We start from the raw sequence: 14273 nt of genomic DNA on the forward strand, positions 1-14273 counted from the left end.
CCCCCTATTCCCGGCGCGCGGAAGGGGCCCGCTCACTAGCATCCAGTCCTGCACCCGTCAGAGTGAAAGGACACCGCCATGGACCTGCGAATCAATGCCCTGAACAGCCAGGCCGTCAACGGCATCGGCCGCCCTGCGGCTGCGCGCGGCGGCGCGCCTGCCGGCGTGGGCGGTGTCGGCAGCGGCTTTGCCGACAACTTCAAGACCGCCCTTCAATCGGTGAGCAAGGCCCAGAACGAGGCTTCCCAGCTGCAGAACGAAGTGCAGAAGGGCAACCCCAACGTGAGCCTGGAAGAGACCATGCTCGCGATGCAGAAAGCCCAGATCGGCTTTCAGGCCACCATGCACGTCAGAAACCGCATGGTCCAGGCCTACACCGACATCATGAATATGTCGGTTTGAACAAAGCCCGCGTGGCGGGCTTTGTTCAGTGCACCTGTTTCGCATCCATCAGCTGTTCGAGGTCGCCCAGCCAGGGTTCGGCCAGGCAGCGGATCTCGGCGTCGGCGCGCAGGATGCGCTGCATGATCCGGGCCTTTTCCTTGCGCTCGTCGGGTGCCAGCCTCAGGTTGCGCGACTTGTGGCGCAGCTGGGCGATCAGCACCGCGCAGGTGCCCTCCAGATGCACGATCTGGTCCCAGTCTTCCACCCGGGCGGCCTCCAGCATGCGCTGGCTGGCGGATTCGATGGCTTTGTAGTAGTCCAGCAAGCTGTGCTCCATGATCAGGCTCCACGGCCCGCAACGGGCTGCAGGTAGGCGGGGCCGGGGCCCCCGATGAGTTTCCACGACTGCGCCACGGGCTCGATGAGCTTGCTCACTTCTTCCAGCGCCGCGGGGTCGTTGCGCAGGTTGGCCTGGGTCAGGCGCAGGATGCTGTAGTCGTAGATGCTGCGCAGGTTCTGCGCCAGCTCGCCACCCTGGGCCATGTTCAGGCCGGCCTTGAGGCCTTCTTCCAGGATGCACACGGCCTTGCCGATGGCCGCGCCTTTGGCCGCCACCTCGCCCTGTGCCATGGCACCCCGTGCGCGGTGAATCGACTGCATGAGCGCTTCAAACAGCAGACCGACCAGCTGGTGCGGGTCGGCCGCCTGCACGCCGGTGTCAGCGGCAACGCGTTTGTAGGCAGAGGCGGCGCGGGAGTTGACAGAGGTAAACATGGCGGCGATTCCTTGTGGCTGATACCTTTCTGTATCGGCAGTCTGCTGAGGGACTGTAGGCGCCGGTACCGGGAATTGCAGTGGAAAGCTCATCATCTTCGGGTCCACGTTCAGGCAGGCAGTGAGCAAACAAGAACCGGGTCAGAACAGCGCCTGCGCACCATCGTTGTCCATTCGGACGACCGCGTTCTCAGCCGCTGTTCTTGTTCCAGAGAGTGATCTGCTGCGCCACAAACGCATTCAGGCCACTGAGCCTGCCGACTGCCGCATCCATGGCGTTGTACTGGGCCAGAAACCGTGTCTCGGCGCGCGCTGCCCGGTCGACCACCTTTTCCTGCTCCTGGGTGTTGCGCTTGATCGCGCTCTGCAGGGATTCGGTCTTGGTGCTCAGCGTGCCGCCCGCGTTGACCAGCCCGTCGGCAAAGGCCTTGATCTTCAGGCCGAAGCCCTTGGCGGTGGGGTCGCTGCTGTCGCTGGTGAACAGCGCCTTCATGCCGTCCAGGTTGCCCAACGCCGCGCTGAGCTTGTCGGCCTTGATTTCCAGGTTGCCACCCTGCTTGGCTTCGATGCCGACGTCGATCAAGCGCGAGAACGGGCTGCTGGCGGTCACCGAGCGCATCATGCCGCGCAGCGCGTTCTGCAACCCCACGGCGGTGCTGTCGCCCTGAAGGGAGCCTGCCGTCTTGGTTTCCGCGTTGTATTTGGTGGCGGTGGTCAGCATGTTGTTGAGCGCGTTGTACGCATCCACGAAAGCCTGCACGTTCTTCTTCATGCCCTCCTGGTCGGCACTCACCCCGATCTCCACCGGCGCCGTCGTTTCCTGCGTCAGGGTGAGCGTGAGGCCGGGCACCGTGTCGTCGAGCGTGTTGCTCGCCGATGTCACGTTCACGTTGTTGATCGTGGCCAGCGCGTTTTGCGCGGCCTGGGTCTGGGCCATGCCACCGGTGACGCCAGGACCGAAGGCCAGGCGCTCCAGCCCTCCGGCGTTGCCGCCGGTCACGCCCACGGTGAAGGTGTTGGCCTCGCCGGTGGCGGTGGAGCGCATCAGCAAGCGTTCCCCGCTCGCGTCCCGCAACACCGTGGCGCTCACGCCGGTCTTCGCTTCGTTGATCTGGCGGGCAATGGCCGCCAGGCTGTCGTCGCCATCGGCAATCACCACCTCGACCGGGTCGCCCGTGCCCACCTGAATGGTGAGCGTGCCGGCGCCCAGGGCGCTGTCCCGGGCATAGGCGGGTTGTGGCGACACTGCCGACTGCGCCTTGGCCAGCTGCTGCACTTCAAGGCTCAGGCTGGTGGCGCTGGCGCCAGCAGCGGCCGACACGCCCACTGCGGCGCTGTTAGACGAGGTGGCTTTCACGCCGTTCCAGCCGCTGGCAGTGGAGAGTTTTGCCGCCGCGTCGCCCAGGCCGGACACCATCGACTTGATGCTGCCGTAGATCGAGAGCCTGCTCTGGAAGACCGTGGCCTGGCTCTGCAGCGGTTGCAGCGGTGCGCGCTCCAACGCCACCAGCTGCGACACGATGGATTTGATGTCGATGCCGCTGGCGAGGCCAGGGGACGAGATGGTGGACATGGCTTTTCCCCTTCAGGATGAACGCACCGCACGCGGATGGCATGCGGTCTGTGCATCCCGCAAGGCCCGAAGCGGCGGGGCAGAAATCCGCCACCGCCGCCCGGGGCGCCCCGCTGGGCAGCGGGGCGTTTGCGGAAGCTGCGTGTTCAGCGCAGCAGGGACAGAACGCCCTGGGGCAGCTGGTTGGCCTGGGCCACCATGGCGGTGCCAGCCTGTTGCAGGATCTGGGCGCGCGACAGGTTCGCCGTTTCCTTGGCGAAATCGGCGTCCACGATGCGACCGCGAGCGGCAGAGATGTTCTCGCCCTGGATCTGGATGTTGGACACCGCGTTTTCGAAGCGGCTCTGCAGCGCGCCCAGGTCGGCACGCGAGCTGTTGATCGTGTTCAGCGCGCTGTCGATTTGCGTCAGCGCTGCCGCGGCACCCGCTGTGGACGAAATGTCCAGCGTGTTCAGTGCTCCCGTGTTGCCCGCCACGGAGGTAAGGCCGGTGGCGCCGTCGATGCCGGTCAGCGTGCCGTCGTCGGTGCCGCCGATTGTGAAAGTACCGTCCCAGGTGCCCTGTTCGGTGGAGGTGAACTCGATGGCATCGGTGGTGCTGTTGTAAGCGGCGTTGACACCCGTTTCGTTGGACTTGGCGTTGATGGCGCTGACCACCTGGTCGATGCGGTTGGACGCGCTGCCCGAAGCGGCAATCGTGCCGATATCGACCGCAACACCGCTCTTGCCGGTGATGGTGATCGAGCCCGCCGTGACGGGGCTCGCGAAGGCCGTCGCGGCGGCCGCTGCGCCCGTGGCTGAAGTCGCCCCGGTGGCCGCATCGCCCAGCGCGGTGAGGTTCGCGTTGGCGATGGCACTCACGTTGATGGTTTCGCCGGCATTGGCACCGACCTGGAAAGTCTGGTTGGTGAAGCTGCCGTTGAGCAGCTTCTTGCCGTTGAAGCTGGTCGTGTCGGCGACGCGCTGAATTTCTTCTTTCAGCTGGGACACTTCAGATTGCAGCGCCGTGCGGTCGGAGTCGCTGTTGGTGGCGTTGGCCGACTGCACGGCCAGTTCGCGCATGCGTTGCAGCATGTCGCCGACTTTGCCCAGTGAGCCCTCAGCGGTCTGGGCCAGGGAGATGCCGTCGTTGGCGTTGCGGGCGGCCACGTTCAGGCCCTTGACCTGGGCATTCATGCGCTCCGAAATGGCGAGGCCGGCGGCATCGTCCTTGGCGCTGTTGACGCGGAGGCCGGAAGACAGGCGCTGCATGGAGGTGGACAGCGAGTTGGCCGAGGTGCTCAGGTTGCGCTGGGCATTCATCGACTGAATGTTGGTGTTGATGGTGGTCATAACTAACTCCTAAAAAATTGAACAAAGTAATCCGGCATTGCTGCCAATCTCAACGCCAGCCAGAAGGCTGGCCGCCATGACCGGAGCTGGCTGCTGCACGTGCCGGTTGGGTCCTGGGACCTCTGACCGTCTCGCCGCTTCTGCTTGCCGGACGACGAACCTTTTTAGAAGTTCGTTGAGATGCTTTTCGGTGGCCCTGACATATTCTTTAGCCCTGCCCTATACCGGATCGGTGAAATAAGCAAGGGATGCACGTCCCTGTTCCGGCCTTAGTGCCGCTGCCCCGGCCGCAGGGGTGTGCGCAGGCGGGTGCTCGCCCGACACCAAAATGAGTACTTGGGTTGTAGGAAAAAATCCGACACGGTGTCGGGTGTGCGCCGACAGTGCGAACAGCGGTTTCCTGATTCAAGTTTTTTTACCGGCAGACACAATTACTCACATCAAGTCAGCAGATGTAGCAGCCCGCCAGCACCGCCGACCGATCTCTAGGAGAAACACATGGACAGCGAACAACTCTTGGCCGAAATCCGCGAAGCCAATCTGACCTACCTGATGCTGGCCCAGAACCTGATCCGCAAGGACCGCGCCGAAGCGCTGTTCCGCCTGGGTCTGACCGAAGAGGCCGCCGACCTGCTGGGCATGCTCTCGACCGCCCAGCTGCTCAAGATCGCCTCCACCAACATGCTGCTGTGCCGCTTCCGCGTGGACGATGACCTGGTGTGGAACCTGCTGACCAGCCACAACGTGAAGAAGGTCGACAACGCCACCACGACCCAGCTGCACGCCTCGATCCTGATGGCCGGCAAGTTCGCCGAGTCGATGGCCACGTCGGCCCACTGATCCCACCGGACGGAGCACGCACCATGGCCACCGCAAAAAGCATCCTCAACGAGTCGCGCGACATCGCCCGTGCCGTGGCCCTGATCCAGCTCGGTGCCCGCCTGCAGGTGCTGGAGTACGAAACCAGCCTGTCGTACGAGCGCCTGCTGCGCCTGTACAAGGAAGTGGCCGGCAAGAGCCCGTCCAAGGGCCAGCTGCCCTTCTCGACCGACTGGTTCCTGACCTGGCAGCCCAACATCCACGCCTCGCTGTTCCTGAACATCCACGAGTACCTCTCCAAGACCAGCGAGCTGGAGGAGATCGACACCGTGATCAAGGCCTTCCGCCTCTACAGCGAACAGATGCAGGCCAGCGCCATCGAGCCCCTGCTGTCCGTCACCCGCGCCTGGCGTCTGGTGAAGTTCGTCGACAGCGGCATGCTGACCCTGACCAAGTGCTCCTGCTGCGGCGGCCACTTCGTGACCGAACCCTACGAGAACGCCAAGAGCTTTGTCTGCGGACTGTGCGAGCCGCCGGCCCGCGCCGGCAAGGGCAGCGCCTCGGGCGGCTTGCGCCTGCACTGAACGGGCTCTCCGTTCAAACCCTGAAAAGGACCCGTCTGCGGGTCCTTTTTGCGTTTCTGGCGGACCTCAATCGCCCCTAGAGTTGGACCGATAGGAAAGACAGTCGTTGGGGCCGTCTGCTCCAGGTTCCGCTTCAACTCAGGGTTCGGTCCATGTTCGTCATCATCGGCTTCGTGATCTCGATGGTCTGCATCTTCGGCGTGTTCATCATGCACGGGGGCAACATCGGCGTCGTGCTCACGGCGCTGCCGTTCGAGCTGATCACCATCTTCGGCGCCGCCATCGGCGCCTTCCTCATCAACAACCAGATGAAGGTGGTCAAGGCCACGCTCAAGGGCTTCGGCCAGTGCTTCAAGGGCAGCCGTTTCACCAAGGCGCGCTACATGGAGCTGCTGGCGCTGCAGTTCGACATCCTGCAGAAGGCGCGCAAGGAAGGCCTGATGGCCATCGAGCAGGACGTGGACAACCCCGAGCAGTCGCCGCTGTTCAAGAAGTACCCCGTGATCTCGGCCGACCACCACCTGGTCGAGTTCATCACCGACTACCTGCGCATGATGGTCTCGGGCAACCTGAACGCCCACGAGATCGAGTCGCTGATGGACGCCGAGATCGAGACCCACCACCAGGAGGCGCACGCCCCGGTGGCGGCCATCGCCCGCCTGGCCGGTGCGCTGCCGGCCTTCGGCATCGTGGCCGCGGTGCTGGGTGTGGTGAACACCATGGGTTCGGTGGGCCAGCCGCCGGCGGTGCTGGGCGGCATGATCGGCTCGGCCCTGGTCGGCACCTTCCTGGGCATCCTGCTGGCCTACGGTGTGTTCGAACCGCTGGGCGGCCTGCTGGAGCAGAAGACCGAAGAGGCCTCCAAGGAATTCGCCTGCGTCAAGACCACGCTGCTGGCCTCGATGCAGGGCTATGCGCCCTCGACGGCGATCGAGTTCGGCCGCAAGGTGCTGTTCTCCGATGTGCGCCCTTCGTTCTCTGAGCTCGAGAACCACGTCAAAGGGAAGAAGTGATGGCCGACGGCAAGAAGCTTCAGCCCATCATCGTCAAGCGCGTCAAGAAGGGCGGTCATGCGGCCCATGGTGGGGCGTGGAAGATCGCCTACGCCGACTTCGTGACGGCCATGATGGCCTTCTTCCTGCTCATGTGGCTGCTGGGGTCCACCTCGTCCGGCGACCTCAAGGGCATCGCCGACTATTTCTCCAACCCCGTCAAGGTCACGCTGTTGGGCGGCAGCGGCACCGGCAACAGCGATTCCGTGCTGCCCGGCGGCGGCCAGGACCTCTCGCGCCGGCAAGGCCAGGTCGACACCGGCGATGCCGAACGCGCGGCCAAGCTCATGGGCGCGCAGATGGCGCGGGCCGAGCTCGCCCGCAGGGACGCCCTGCGCCTCGACGCCCTGCAGACCAAGCTCAACGAGCTGGTCGAGAGCAACCCGGCGCTGTCCGAGTTCAAGTCGCAGATCCGCATGGAGAAGACCGCCGACGGGCTGCAGATCCAGATCGTCGACGACCAGAACCGCCCCATGTTCGACGTCGGCAGCGCCATGGTCAAACCCTATATGCGCCAGATCCTGCGCGAGATCGGCGGGGCCATCGGCGACATCGACAACCGGCTCGCCCTCTCGGGCCACACCGACGCCACGCCCTACGGCAGCGGCGACCGCGGCTACAGCAACTGGGAACTGTCGGCCGACCGCGCCAACGCCTCGCGCCGCGAGCTGGTGGCCGGCGGCCTGCCCGACAACAAGCTCGCCCGTGTCGAGGGCCTGGCCTCCAGCCGGCTGCTGGACGTCAACCAGCCCGATGCGCCGATGAACCGGCGCATCAGCATCCTGGTCATGACCCGCGAGGCCGAGGAGCGCATGGCGCCCATCGGCGACGGCACCGCGCTGCGCCCGCCCGTCACCGAGGCGCCCGCCGGGCCTGCCGCAGGGGCCGTGCCGGCGCCACCGGCCGGTGCAGAAACGGCCGTTCCCCAGGCCGAACCGCTCGTCGCGCCGGTGCGCCAACTGCCGCTGGGGCTGCCCGATCTTCAGAAACTGGCAGAAGTGCCGAAACCCCGGGAAGAGGCTGGGCCAGTCAAGCCCCGCTAACCGCCACTGTTTCCTGACAGGAGACCCCACCATGTCCACCCCGATGAAATTCCTGATCGTTGACGACTTCTCCACCATGCGCCGCATCGTGCGCAACCTGCTCAAGGAGATCGGTCACGCCGACGCCGACGAGGCGGAAGACGGGGTGATCGCGCTCAACAAGCTGAGGAACGGGTCCTTCAACTTTGTCGTCAGCGACATCAACATGCCCAACATGAACGGCTTCCAGCTGCTGGCCGAGATCAAGAAGGACGAGGCGCTCAAGCACCTGCCGGTCCTGATGGTGACGGCCGAGGCGCGCAAGGAAGACATCGTGATGGCCGCACAGGGCGGTGCGGCGGGCTACATCGTCAAGCCGTTCACCAAGGCCACGCTGGAAGACAAGCTCGCCAACATCTTCAAGAAACTCGGCCTCTGAGCCCAGCGGGAGTTCCCATGTCCACCAGCAACAGCCCGGGCAATCCGGAAATGTTCCAGCAACTGGGCTCCATCACGCGCCAGCTGCACGACGCCCTGAAGGAACTGGGGTATGCCGACAAGCTCAAGGGCACGGTCGACCAGCTGCCCGACGCCCAGAGCCGGCTCTCCTACATCGCCCGCCTCACCGGCGAGGCGGCCGAGAAGGTGCTCAACCACGTGGACGGCGCCAAGTCCGAGCAGGAGGCCATCGCCGAACGCGGGCGCCAGCTGACCTCCACCATTTCCGCGGTGCCGGGTCTGGCCCGGGCCATGCCCGAGCTGCTGAGCTGGTCCAGGGACGTGGTCGAGCTCAGCGAGAAGAGCGACGCGCGCCTGACCGAGATCATGATGGCGCAGGACTTCCACGACCTCACCGGCCAGGTGATCAACCGGGTGGTGCAGCTGGCCGCCACCATCGAGGAACAGCTGCTGGCCCTGCTGCTGCAGTCGGCGCCCGCTGGCGCCCCGGGCCAGGACAAGGCCTACGACATGAGCGCCCTGCAGGGGCCGGTGGTCGACCCCGAAGGCCGCACCGACGTGGTGGCCGACCAGAAGGACGTCGACGATCTGCTCGCTTCCCTCGGATTCTGAGTTTTCAGTTTTCGCGCTGGGGGAATAGGGCGGTGCTTCACCGCCTTTTCACGCATTCATTTCGGGGGCCGACTTCCACAATCTGACTCAAGTTTTCCTGAGTCAGACCGATGTCCTCCTCCCAAGACAAGAACCTGCCGGCCACCGCGCATCGCCTGAAAAAGGCGCGCGAGGAGGGCCAGCTGCCGCGTTCGAAGGAGCTGTCCAACCTCGCGGTGCTGGGCGGGGGCGCTGTGCTGCTGATGCTGCTGCTGCCGATGGGTTTTTCCCGTCTGCAGGCGGCGCTGGCCTCGCAGCTGCGCTTTGACCACGGTGCCCTGCTGCAGCCCCAGCTGCTGGTCGAGCGCCTGCACGACAGCCTGGGCCTGGGTCTGGTGGTGTTCCTGCCGCTGGGCGTGGCCACCCTGGCGCTGGCGGTGTTCGCTGCCTTCGCCTCGGGCAGCTGGACGCTGACCACCCACACCATGGCCCCGGACCTGACCCGGCTCAGCCCCCTCGCCGGGCTGGGGCGCCTGTTCTCCAAGCAGCAGCTGTTCGAGACCGCCAAGCTGGCGGTGATGACCGTCATCGTCGGCTTCGTCGGCTGGAAGTTCCTCTCTTCGCACATCGCAGGCTTCGCCAGCCTGCTGCTGCAGCCGCTGGAGGGCGGCCTGGGCCAGCTGGCGCAGTGGATGCGCACCGGCGTGGGCATTCTGCTGGGGGTGGTGACGCTGTTCGCGCTCATCGACTTTCCTATGCAGAAGTTCCTGCACGCCCAGCGGCTGCGCATGTCGCGCGAAGAGGTCAAGCAGGAACACAAGCAGAACGAAGGCGATCCGCATGTCAAGGGCCAGCGCCGCCGCCGCCAGCGCGAGCTGGCGCACCGCATGAGCATCGGCGCCGTGCCCAAGGCCGACCTGGTGGTGATGAACCCGACCCACTATGCGGTGGCGATCCAGTACGACGACGCCACCATGAGCGCGCCGCGCGTGATCGCCAAGGGCGCCGACCTGCTGGCCCTGCGCATCCGCGATGTGGCCAAGGATCACAAGGTGCCGGTGCTGCAGTCGCCCATGCTGGCGCGCGCGCTCTACGCCCACGCCGAACTCGACCAGGAAATCCCTTCCGCCCTCTACACCGCGGTGGCCCAGGTGCTGGCCTACGTCTACCAGCTCAAGGCCGCGCTCGCCGGGCGTGGCGCCATGCCCGGCGCCGCGCCCGATCCGCAGGTGCCACCCGAACTCGATCCGCACTGGAAGCAACCGCCGACCCGGGGAGCCGCTGAATGAACGCCCAAATGAAATTCCTGCAACAGTGGTTCGGTCGCCACGCTGCGCTGGCCCAGGGCCTGGCCGCCCCGATGCTGGTGGTGCTGGTGCTGGCCATGATGGTGCTGCCCCTGGCCCCCTGGGTGCTGGACACCTTCTTCACGCTGAACATCGCGATCGCGCTGGTGGTGATGATGGTGGCGGCCTACATGCGCGCGCCGCTGGACTTCTCGGTCTTCCCCACCGTGCTGCTGCTGACCACGCTGCTGCGCCTGTCGCTGAACGTCGCTTCCACCCGCGTGGTGCTGATGGAGGGCCACACCGGCCCCGGCGCCGCCGGCGCGGTGATCGAAGCCTTCGGCCACTTCCTGATCGGCGGCAACTTCGCGGTCGGTTTCATCGTGTTCGCCATCCTGGTGGTGATCAACTTCGTGGTGATCACCAAGGGCTCGGAGCGCATCGCCGAGGTCTCGGCCCGCTTCACCCTGGACGCCATGCCCGGCAAGCAGATGGCCATCGACGCCGACCTGGGCGCCGGCCTGATCAACGAGCAGGAGGCCAAGCGCCGCCGCGCCGAGGTGGGCGAGGAGGCCGAGTTCTTCGGTTCCATGGACGGTGCCTCCAAGTTCGTGCGCGGCGACGCCATCGCCGGCATCCTGATCCTGTTCATCAACATCATCGGCGGCCTGATCATCGGCATGGTCCAGCACGGCCTGTCGGCCGGCGAGGCGGCCGACAGCTACATCCTGCTGGCCGTCGGCGATGCGCTGGTGGCGCAAATTCCTGGCCTGCTGATCTCGGTGGCCGCCGCCATGGTGGTCTCGCGCGTGGGCAAGGAACAGGACCTGGGCGTGCAGATGGTCGAGCAGATGTTCATGTCCTCGCGCGTGCTGGGCATCACCGCGGGCGTGCTGTTCCTGCTGGGCGTCGTTCCCGGCATGCCGCACCTCGTGTTCCTGGCCTTCGCCGCGGCCATCGGCGGCCTGGCCTGGTGGCGGCTGCAGGAAGAGCGCCGGCCCAAGCCCACCGAGCAGCCGGCCGCACCGCCCAGCGACGGCGAAGCCACCTGGGACGACCTGCAGCCGGTCGACCTGCTGGGCCTGGAGCTGGGCTACCGCCTGATCGCCATGGTCGACAAGAACCGCCAGGGCGACCTGCTCACCCGCATCAAGGGCGTGCGCAAGAAGTTCGCGCAGGAGGTGGGCTTCCTGCCGCCGGCCGTGCACGTGCGCGACAACCTCGAACTGCGCCCCAGCGGCTACCGCATCACCCTGCGCGGCGTGGTGGTGGGCGAGGGCGAGGTCTTCCCCGGCATGTTCCTGGCCATCGACCCGGGTGGCGTGGGCACGCCGCTGATCGGCACCCCCACCAAGGACCCCGCTTTTGGCCTGCCCGCGCATTGGATCGACGAGAAGCAGAAAGAGAACGCGCAAATGGCCGGTTTTACGGTGGTTGATTCCGAGACCGTGCTGGCGACCCATCTTTCACACTTGATGCAAGTCCAGGCCGCCAAGTTGCTGAGCCGGACGGAGACCCAGGACCTGGTCGAACACGTGACCCGCCTGGCCCCGAAACTGATCGAAGAGGTCGTGCCAAAAATGGTTCCCGTCGCCACCTTCCAGAAAGTGCTGCAGCTGCTGCTGGAAGAGTCGGTGCACGTGCGCGACATCCGCACCATCATCGAATCCCTGGCCGAACACGCCGGCAGCACCTCCGACCCCGTCGAGCTGGCCCGCCGTGTGCGCACCGCGCTGTCGCCGGCCATCGTCCAGCAGATTTACGGCGGTTCGGTCAAGGAACTTGAGGTCATCGCGATCGAACCCGGCCTGGAGCGCCTGCTGATGCAGGCCCTGACCGGCAACGGCGCCGGCGCGCTGGACCCCGGTGTGGCCGAGACGCTGAGCAAGTCCGCCGCCGAAATCGCCAACCGGCAGGAAGAGCGGGGCGTGCCCGCCTGCCTGCTGGTGCCCGACGCCATCCGCACCGCGATGGCCCGCCTGCTGCGCCGCGCCGCGCCGCGCCTGCAGGTGCTCGCCCACAGCGAGATTCCTGAAACCCACCTTATCCGTATCGGCCCGATTCTTGGGGAGCTTGCAGCATGAACATCCAGCGATTCACCGCCCCGACCTCGCGCGAAGCCATGGCCAAGGCCCGCCAGGCCTTTGGCGACAGCGCCGTCATCCTCTCCAGCCGCGCCACCGACGGGGGGTTTGAAGTGATGGCCGCCGCCGAAGAAAGCCTGGCGCCCGTGGCCCAGCCCGGTTCGCTGGCCAGCCGCGCCGAGGAGCGCATGCCGGCCATCCGCACCCGCCGCGCCGATCCGCCTGCCTTCCGCGACTCGGTGCAGGAAGACACCGAGCAGATGGCCATGAGCACGCTCTCGTTCCAGGAGTACGTGCGCGAGCGCATGCTGCGCAAGCGCCGCGCCGCCATGGACGGCGAGGGTGCCGGGGACAGCGCACCGGCCGCCCGCGAGAGCGCCGCGCCCCGCGCCCCCGCCGCCCGCGTGCAGGCCCCGGCCGAGCGCCCCGCGCCGGTCCGCCTGGCCATGCCGCAGGCCCCGATGGCCACGCCCGAGCCGGCCCCGATCCGCACCCGTCCCGCCGCACCGGCCCCGGCCTGGTCCGACAGCGAGGACCTGCAGCAGCGCGCCGCGTCGGCCAGCGAAGGCCGCATGGCAGTGGAGCTGTCGGCGCTCAAGGACATGATCGAGGAGCGCTTCAACACCCTGGCCTGGCTCGGTTCGTCCAAGCAGAACCCGATCCAGTCCACGATGATGCTCAAGCTCATCCGCGCCGGCTACTCGCCCGCGATCGCCCGCGCCGTGCTCGAACGCATGCCGGCCGACACCGGTGCCAGCCAGGCCGTGCGCTGGGTGATGGACACCCTGACTCGCAACCTGCGCACCGCCACACCGGGCAGCGGCCTGTGCGACGAGGGCGGCGTGGTCGCCCTGATCGGCGCCACCGGCGTCGGCAAGACCACCACCGCCGCCAAGCTCGCCGCCCAGTGCGTGCGCCAGCACGGCGCCGCCAGCGTCGGCCTGATCACCCTGGACACCTACCGCGTCTCGGGCTACGAGCAACTTCGCGCCTACGGCCGCATGCTGGGCGTCGTCGCCCACCTGGCGCACGACCGCGCCGCGCTCAAGGACCTGCTGGACCTGCTGTCGAACAAGCGCATGGTCATCATCGACACCGCCGGCCTGGGCCAGCGCGACCAGCGCATCCAGGAAATGCTGGACGTGCTGGACATGCCCTCGGTCAAGAAGGTGCTGGTGCTCAACGCCGGCTCCCACGGCGACACGCTGGACGATGTGCTGACCTCGTTCAAGTCCAGCGGTCTGCACGGCGTGGTGCTCTCCAAGGTCGACGAGGCTGTCAAGCTCGGCCCGGCCATCGACGCCCTGGTCCGCCACCAGGTGGTGCTGCGCGGCGTGGCCAACGGTCAGCGCGTGCCCGAGGACTGGCAGAACCCCGACGCCGCCACCCTGGTGCGGGTGGCCATGGGCACCGAGGGCAAATCGGCCTACGACCCGGTCGCCACCGACATGGGCTTCTACTTCTCCCAGGCCTCCTCGCGCGGCATCCAGCTGGGGGCTGGCCATGTTTGAAGCCGGCCTCGACCAGGCGGCCGGCCTGCGCGCCCACACGCTGCGCCAGGGCCCGGCCCTGCTGGCGGTGGCCAGCCCGGCCCAGCCCGCCCTCGCCTACGAACTGCTGTGCCACCTCTCGGCGCAGCTCAAGGCACAGGGCCGCCTGCCGGTGATCCTGGACGGCACCGCCACCGAAACCGCCCAGCGCCGCAGCGGCGACGGCAGCCACCCGGGCCTGCTGCACGCGCTGAACGACCCCGCGATCTCCGGGCTGGGCCATGCGGCCGACGGCCATGAGTGGCTGGTGATGCCCGCCGCCCAGGGCCTGCGGGCGCTGCAGCGCACCGCGCTGACCGCTGGCGGCACCGTGGCGCTTTCGCGCCTGCTGGCCCCCTTCACCAGCGGCACCCTGCTGCTGTTCTTCGCGCCCGCCCATGAGCTCTCGCCGCTGTGCAGCGAGCTGCAGGCGCGCGTGGTGGTGCCGGTGCTGCCCCACCCGCAGGCGGCCATCGACGCTTACGGCGCGGTCAAGCTGCTGCACATGGCCGGCGCCCGCCCGGTGCTCGCGCCCATGGCCAGCGCCGACCCCGACCCCGGCCAGCCGCTGGACACCGTGCTGGCCACGGTCTGCGACTGCGCGGACCGGCACCTCGGCCTGGACCTGGAGCGCTGGAGCGAGCCCGTGTGGGCCGCCTGCGCGCAGGAACACGCCCTGACCCGGCCCCAGCGGCTGGACACCTTCCACGGTCTGCGCGACAACCGGTTTGCCGCCACCGGGCCGTCCCCTGTGGGCGCGATGCCCTCACTCTGGAGTTGAACGA

At 67.1% G+C, this 14273-nt stretch carries 15 protein-coding genes; 11 read left to right on the top strand and 4 right to left on the bottom strand.

The features are described from left to right. Positions 1–78: 78 nt before the first annotated feature. Complete coding sequence (fliE, locus tag DD542_RS05205; RefSeq protein WP_066154872.1) at positions 79–402, top strand: flagellar hook-basal body complex protein FliE; 324 nt, start codon at positions 79–81, stop codon at positions 400–402. A 25-nt stretch (positions 403–427) separates the two neighbouring features. Here fliE and DD542_RS05210 read toward each other — a convergent pair whose 3' ends face one another. The 4 genes from DD542_RS05210 to DD542_RS05225 all read right to left on the bottom strand — a co-directional run bounded on the left by DD542_RS05210 (position 428) and on the right by DD542_RS05225 (position 4062). Beyond that, positions 428–721, bottom strand: a complete 294-nt coding sequence (locus DD542_RS05210) for a flagellar protein FliT (RefSeq protein ID WP_066154869.1) — start codon at positions 719–721, stop codon at positions 428–430. 2 nt (positions 722–723) lie between these two features. After that, positions 724–1158, bottom strand: coding sequence for a flagellar export chaperone FliS (fliS, locus tag DD542_RS05215; protein ID WP_127804286.1), 435 nt, complete (start codon positions 1156–1158; stop codon positions 724–726). Between the two features lie 190 nt (positions 1159–1348). After that, on the bottom strand, positions 1349–2731 hold the full coding sequence (gene fliD / locus DD542_RS05220) for a flagellar filament capping protein FliD (protein WP_127804288.1): 1383 nt from the start codon (positions 2729–2731) through the stop codon (positions 1349–1351). A 146-nt stretch (positions 2732–2877) separates the two neighbouring features. Then, complete coding sequence (locus tag DD542_RS05225; RefSeq protein WP_127804290.1) at positions 2878–4062, bottom strand: flagellin; 1185 nt, start codon at positions 4060–4062, stop codon at positions 2878–2880. Positions 4063–4560: 498 nt separating this feature from the next. Here DD542_RS05225 and flhD point away from each other — a divergent pair, with 498 nt between their 5' ends. The 10 genes from flhD to DD542_RS05275 all read left to right on the top strand — a co-directional run bounded on the left by flhD (position 4561) and on the right by DD542_RS05275 (position 14269). Then, positions 4561–4902 carry a flagellar transcriptional regulator FlhD gene (gene flhD / locus DD542_RS05230; RefSeq protein ID WP_066154856.1) on the top strand — a complete coding sequence of 114 codons (342 nt, stop codon included), beginning with the start codon at positions 4561–4563 and terminating at the stop codon, positions 4900–4902. A gap of 23 nt (positions 4903–4925) precedes the next feature. Beyond that, positions 4926–5465, top strand: coding sequence for a flagellar transcriptional regulator FlhC (flhC, locus tag DD542_RS05235; protein WP_066154851.1), 540 nt, complete (start codon positions 4926–4928; stop codon positions 5463–5465). Positions 5466–5617: 152 nt separating this feature from the next. Next, positions 5618–6478 (top strand): flagellar motor stator protein MotA, encoded by an 861-nt coding sequence (gene motA / locus DD542_RS05240; protein ID WP_127804292.1) that lies wholly within the window; start codon positions 5618–5620, stop codon positions 6476–6478. Beyond that, the gene (gene motB / locus DD542_RS05245) at positions 6478–7560 is read left to right on the top strand and encodes a flagellar motor protein MotB (RefSeq protein WP_127804294.1); all 1083 of its coding nucleotides are present in this window, start codon (positions 6478–6480) and stop codon (positions 7558–7560) included. Before motA ends, motB begins: the two co-directional genes overlap by 1 nt. A 31-nt stretch (positions 7561–7591) precedes the next feature. Continuing rightward, the gene (gene cheY / locus DD542_RS05250; protein WP_066154845.1) at positions 7592–7978 is read left to right on the top strand and encodes a chemotaxis response regulator CheY; all 387 of its coding nucleotides are present in this window, start codon (positions 7592–7594) and stop codon (positions 7976–7978) included. Positions 7979–7995: 17 nt separating this feature from the next. Then, on the top strand, positions 7996–8610 hold the full coding sequence (locus DD542_RS05255; RefSeq protein WP_127804296.1) for a protein phosphatase CheZ: 615 nt from the start codon (positions 7996–7998) through the stop codon (positions 8608–8610). Positions 8611–8720: 110 nt separating this feature from the next. After that, complete coding sequence (locus DD542_RS05260; RefSeq protein ID WP_127804298.1) at positions 8721–9878, top strand: EscU/YscU/HrcU family type III secretion system export apparatus switch protein; 1158 nt, start codon at positions 8721–8723, stop codon at positions 9876–9878. Beyond that, positions 9875–11959 carry a flagellar biosynthesis protein FlhA gene (gene flhA, locus DD542_RS05265; RefSeq protein WP_066154835.1) on the top strand — a complete coding sequence of 695 codons (2085 nt, stop codon included), beginning with the start codon at positions 9875–9877 and terminating at the stop codon, positions 11957–11959. The genes DD542_RS05260 and flhA overlap by 4 nt, the downstream gene beginning before the upstream one ends. Next, the gene (flhF, locus tag DD542_RS05270; RefSeq protein WP_066154832.1) at positions 11956–13470 is read left to right on the top strand and encodes a flagellar biosynthesis protein FlhF; all 1515 of its coding nucleotides are present in this window, start codon (positions 11956–11958) and stop codon (positions 13468–13470) included. The genes flhA and flhF overlap by 4 nt, the downstream gene beginning before the upstream one ends. Next, positions 13463–14269, top strand: coding sequence for a hypothetical protein (locus DD542_RS05275; protein ID WP_127804300.1), 807 nt, complete (start codon positions 13463–13465; stop codon positions 14267–14269). The genes flhF and DD542_RS05275 overlap by 8 nt, the downstream gene beginning before the upstream one ends. Positions 14270–14273 lie beyond the last annotated feature (4 nt).

This window comes from Hydrogenophaga sp. NH-16, from assembly GCF_004006415.1.
Lineage (GTDB): Bacteria > Pseudomonadota > Gammaproteobacteria > Burkholderiales > Burkholderiaceae_C > Hydrogenophaga > Hydrogenophaga pseudoflava.

Bases quoted from the DNA above. Each gene is read 5' to 3' on its own strand.
- cheY (WP_066154845.1), top strand. From the start codon at position 7,592: ATGTCCACCCCGATGAAATTCCTGATCGTTGACGACTTCTCCACCATG.
- fliS (WP_127804286.1), bottom strand. From the start codon at position 1,158: ATGTTTACCTCTGTCAACTCCCGCGCCGCCTCTGCCTACAAACGCGTT.
- fliE (WP_066154872.1), top strand. From the start codon at position 79: ATGGACCTGCGAATCAATGCCCTGAACAGCCAGGCCGTCAACGGCATC.
- flhA (WP_066154835.1), top strand. From the start codon at position 9,875: ATGAACGCCCAAATGAAATTCCTGCAACAGTGGTTCGGTCGCCACGCT.
- motA (WP_127804292.1), top strand. From the start codon at position 5,618: ATGTTCGTCATCATCGGCTTCGTGATCTCGATGGTCTGCATCTTCGGC.
- DD542_RS05225 (WP_127804290.1), bottom strand. From the start codon at position 4,062: ATGACCACCATCAACACCAACATTCAGTCGATGAATGCCCAGCGCAAC.
- DD542_RS05260 (WP_127804298.1), top strand. From the start codon at position 8,721: ATGTCCTCCTCCCAAGACAAGAACCTGCCGGCCACCGCGCATCGCCTG.
- DD542_RS05275 (WP_127804300.1), top strand. From the start codon at position 13,463: ATGTTTGAAGCCGGCCTCGACCAGGCGGCCGGCCTGCGCGCCCACACG.
- DD542_RS05210 (WP_066154869.1), bottom strand. From the start codon at position 721: ATGGAGCACAGCTTGCTGGACTACTACAAAGCCATCGAATCCGCCAGC.
- flhF (WP_066154832.1), top strand. From the start codon at position 11,956: ATGAACATCCAGCGATTCACCGCCCCGACCTCGCGCGAAGCCATGGCC.
- fliD (WP_127804288.1), bottom strand. From the start codon at position 2,731: ATGTCCACCATCTCGTCCCCTGGCCTCGCCAGCGGCATCGACATCAAA.
- DD542_RS05255 (WP_127804296.1), top strand. From the start codon at position 7,996: ATGTCCACCAGCAACAGCCCGGGCAATCCGGAAATGTTCCAGCAACTG.
- flhD (WP_066154856.1), top strand. From the start codon at position 4,561: ATGGACAGCGAACAACTCTTGGCCGAAATCCGCGAAGCCAATCTGACC.
- flhC (WP_066154851.1), top strand. From the start codon at position 4,926: ATGGCCACCGCAAAAAGCATCCTCAACGAGTCGCGCGACATCGCCCGT.
- motB (WP_127804294.1), top strand. From the start codon at position 6,478: ATGGCCGACGGCAAGAAGCTTCAGCCCATCATCGTCAAGCGCGTCAAG.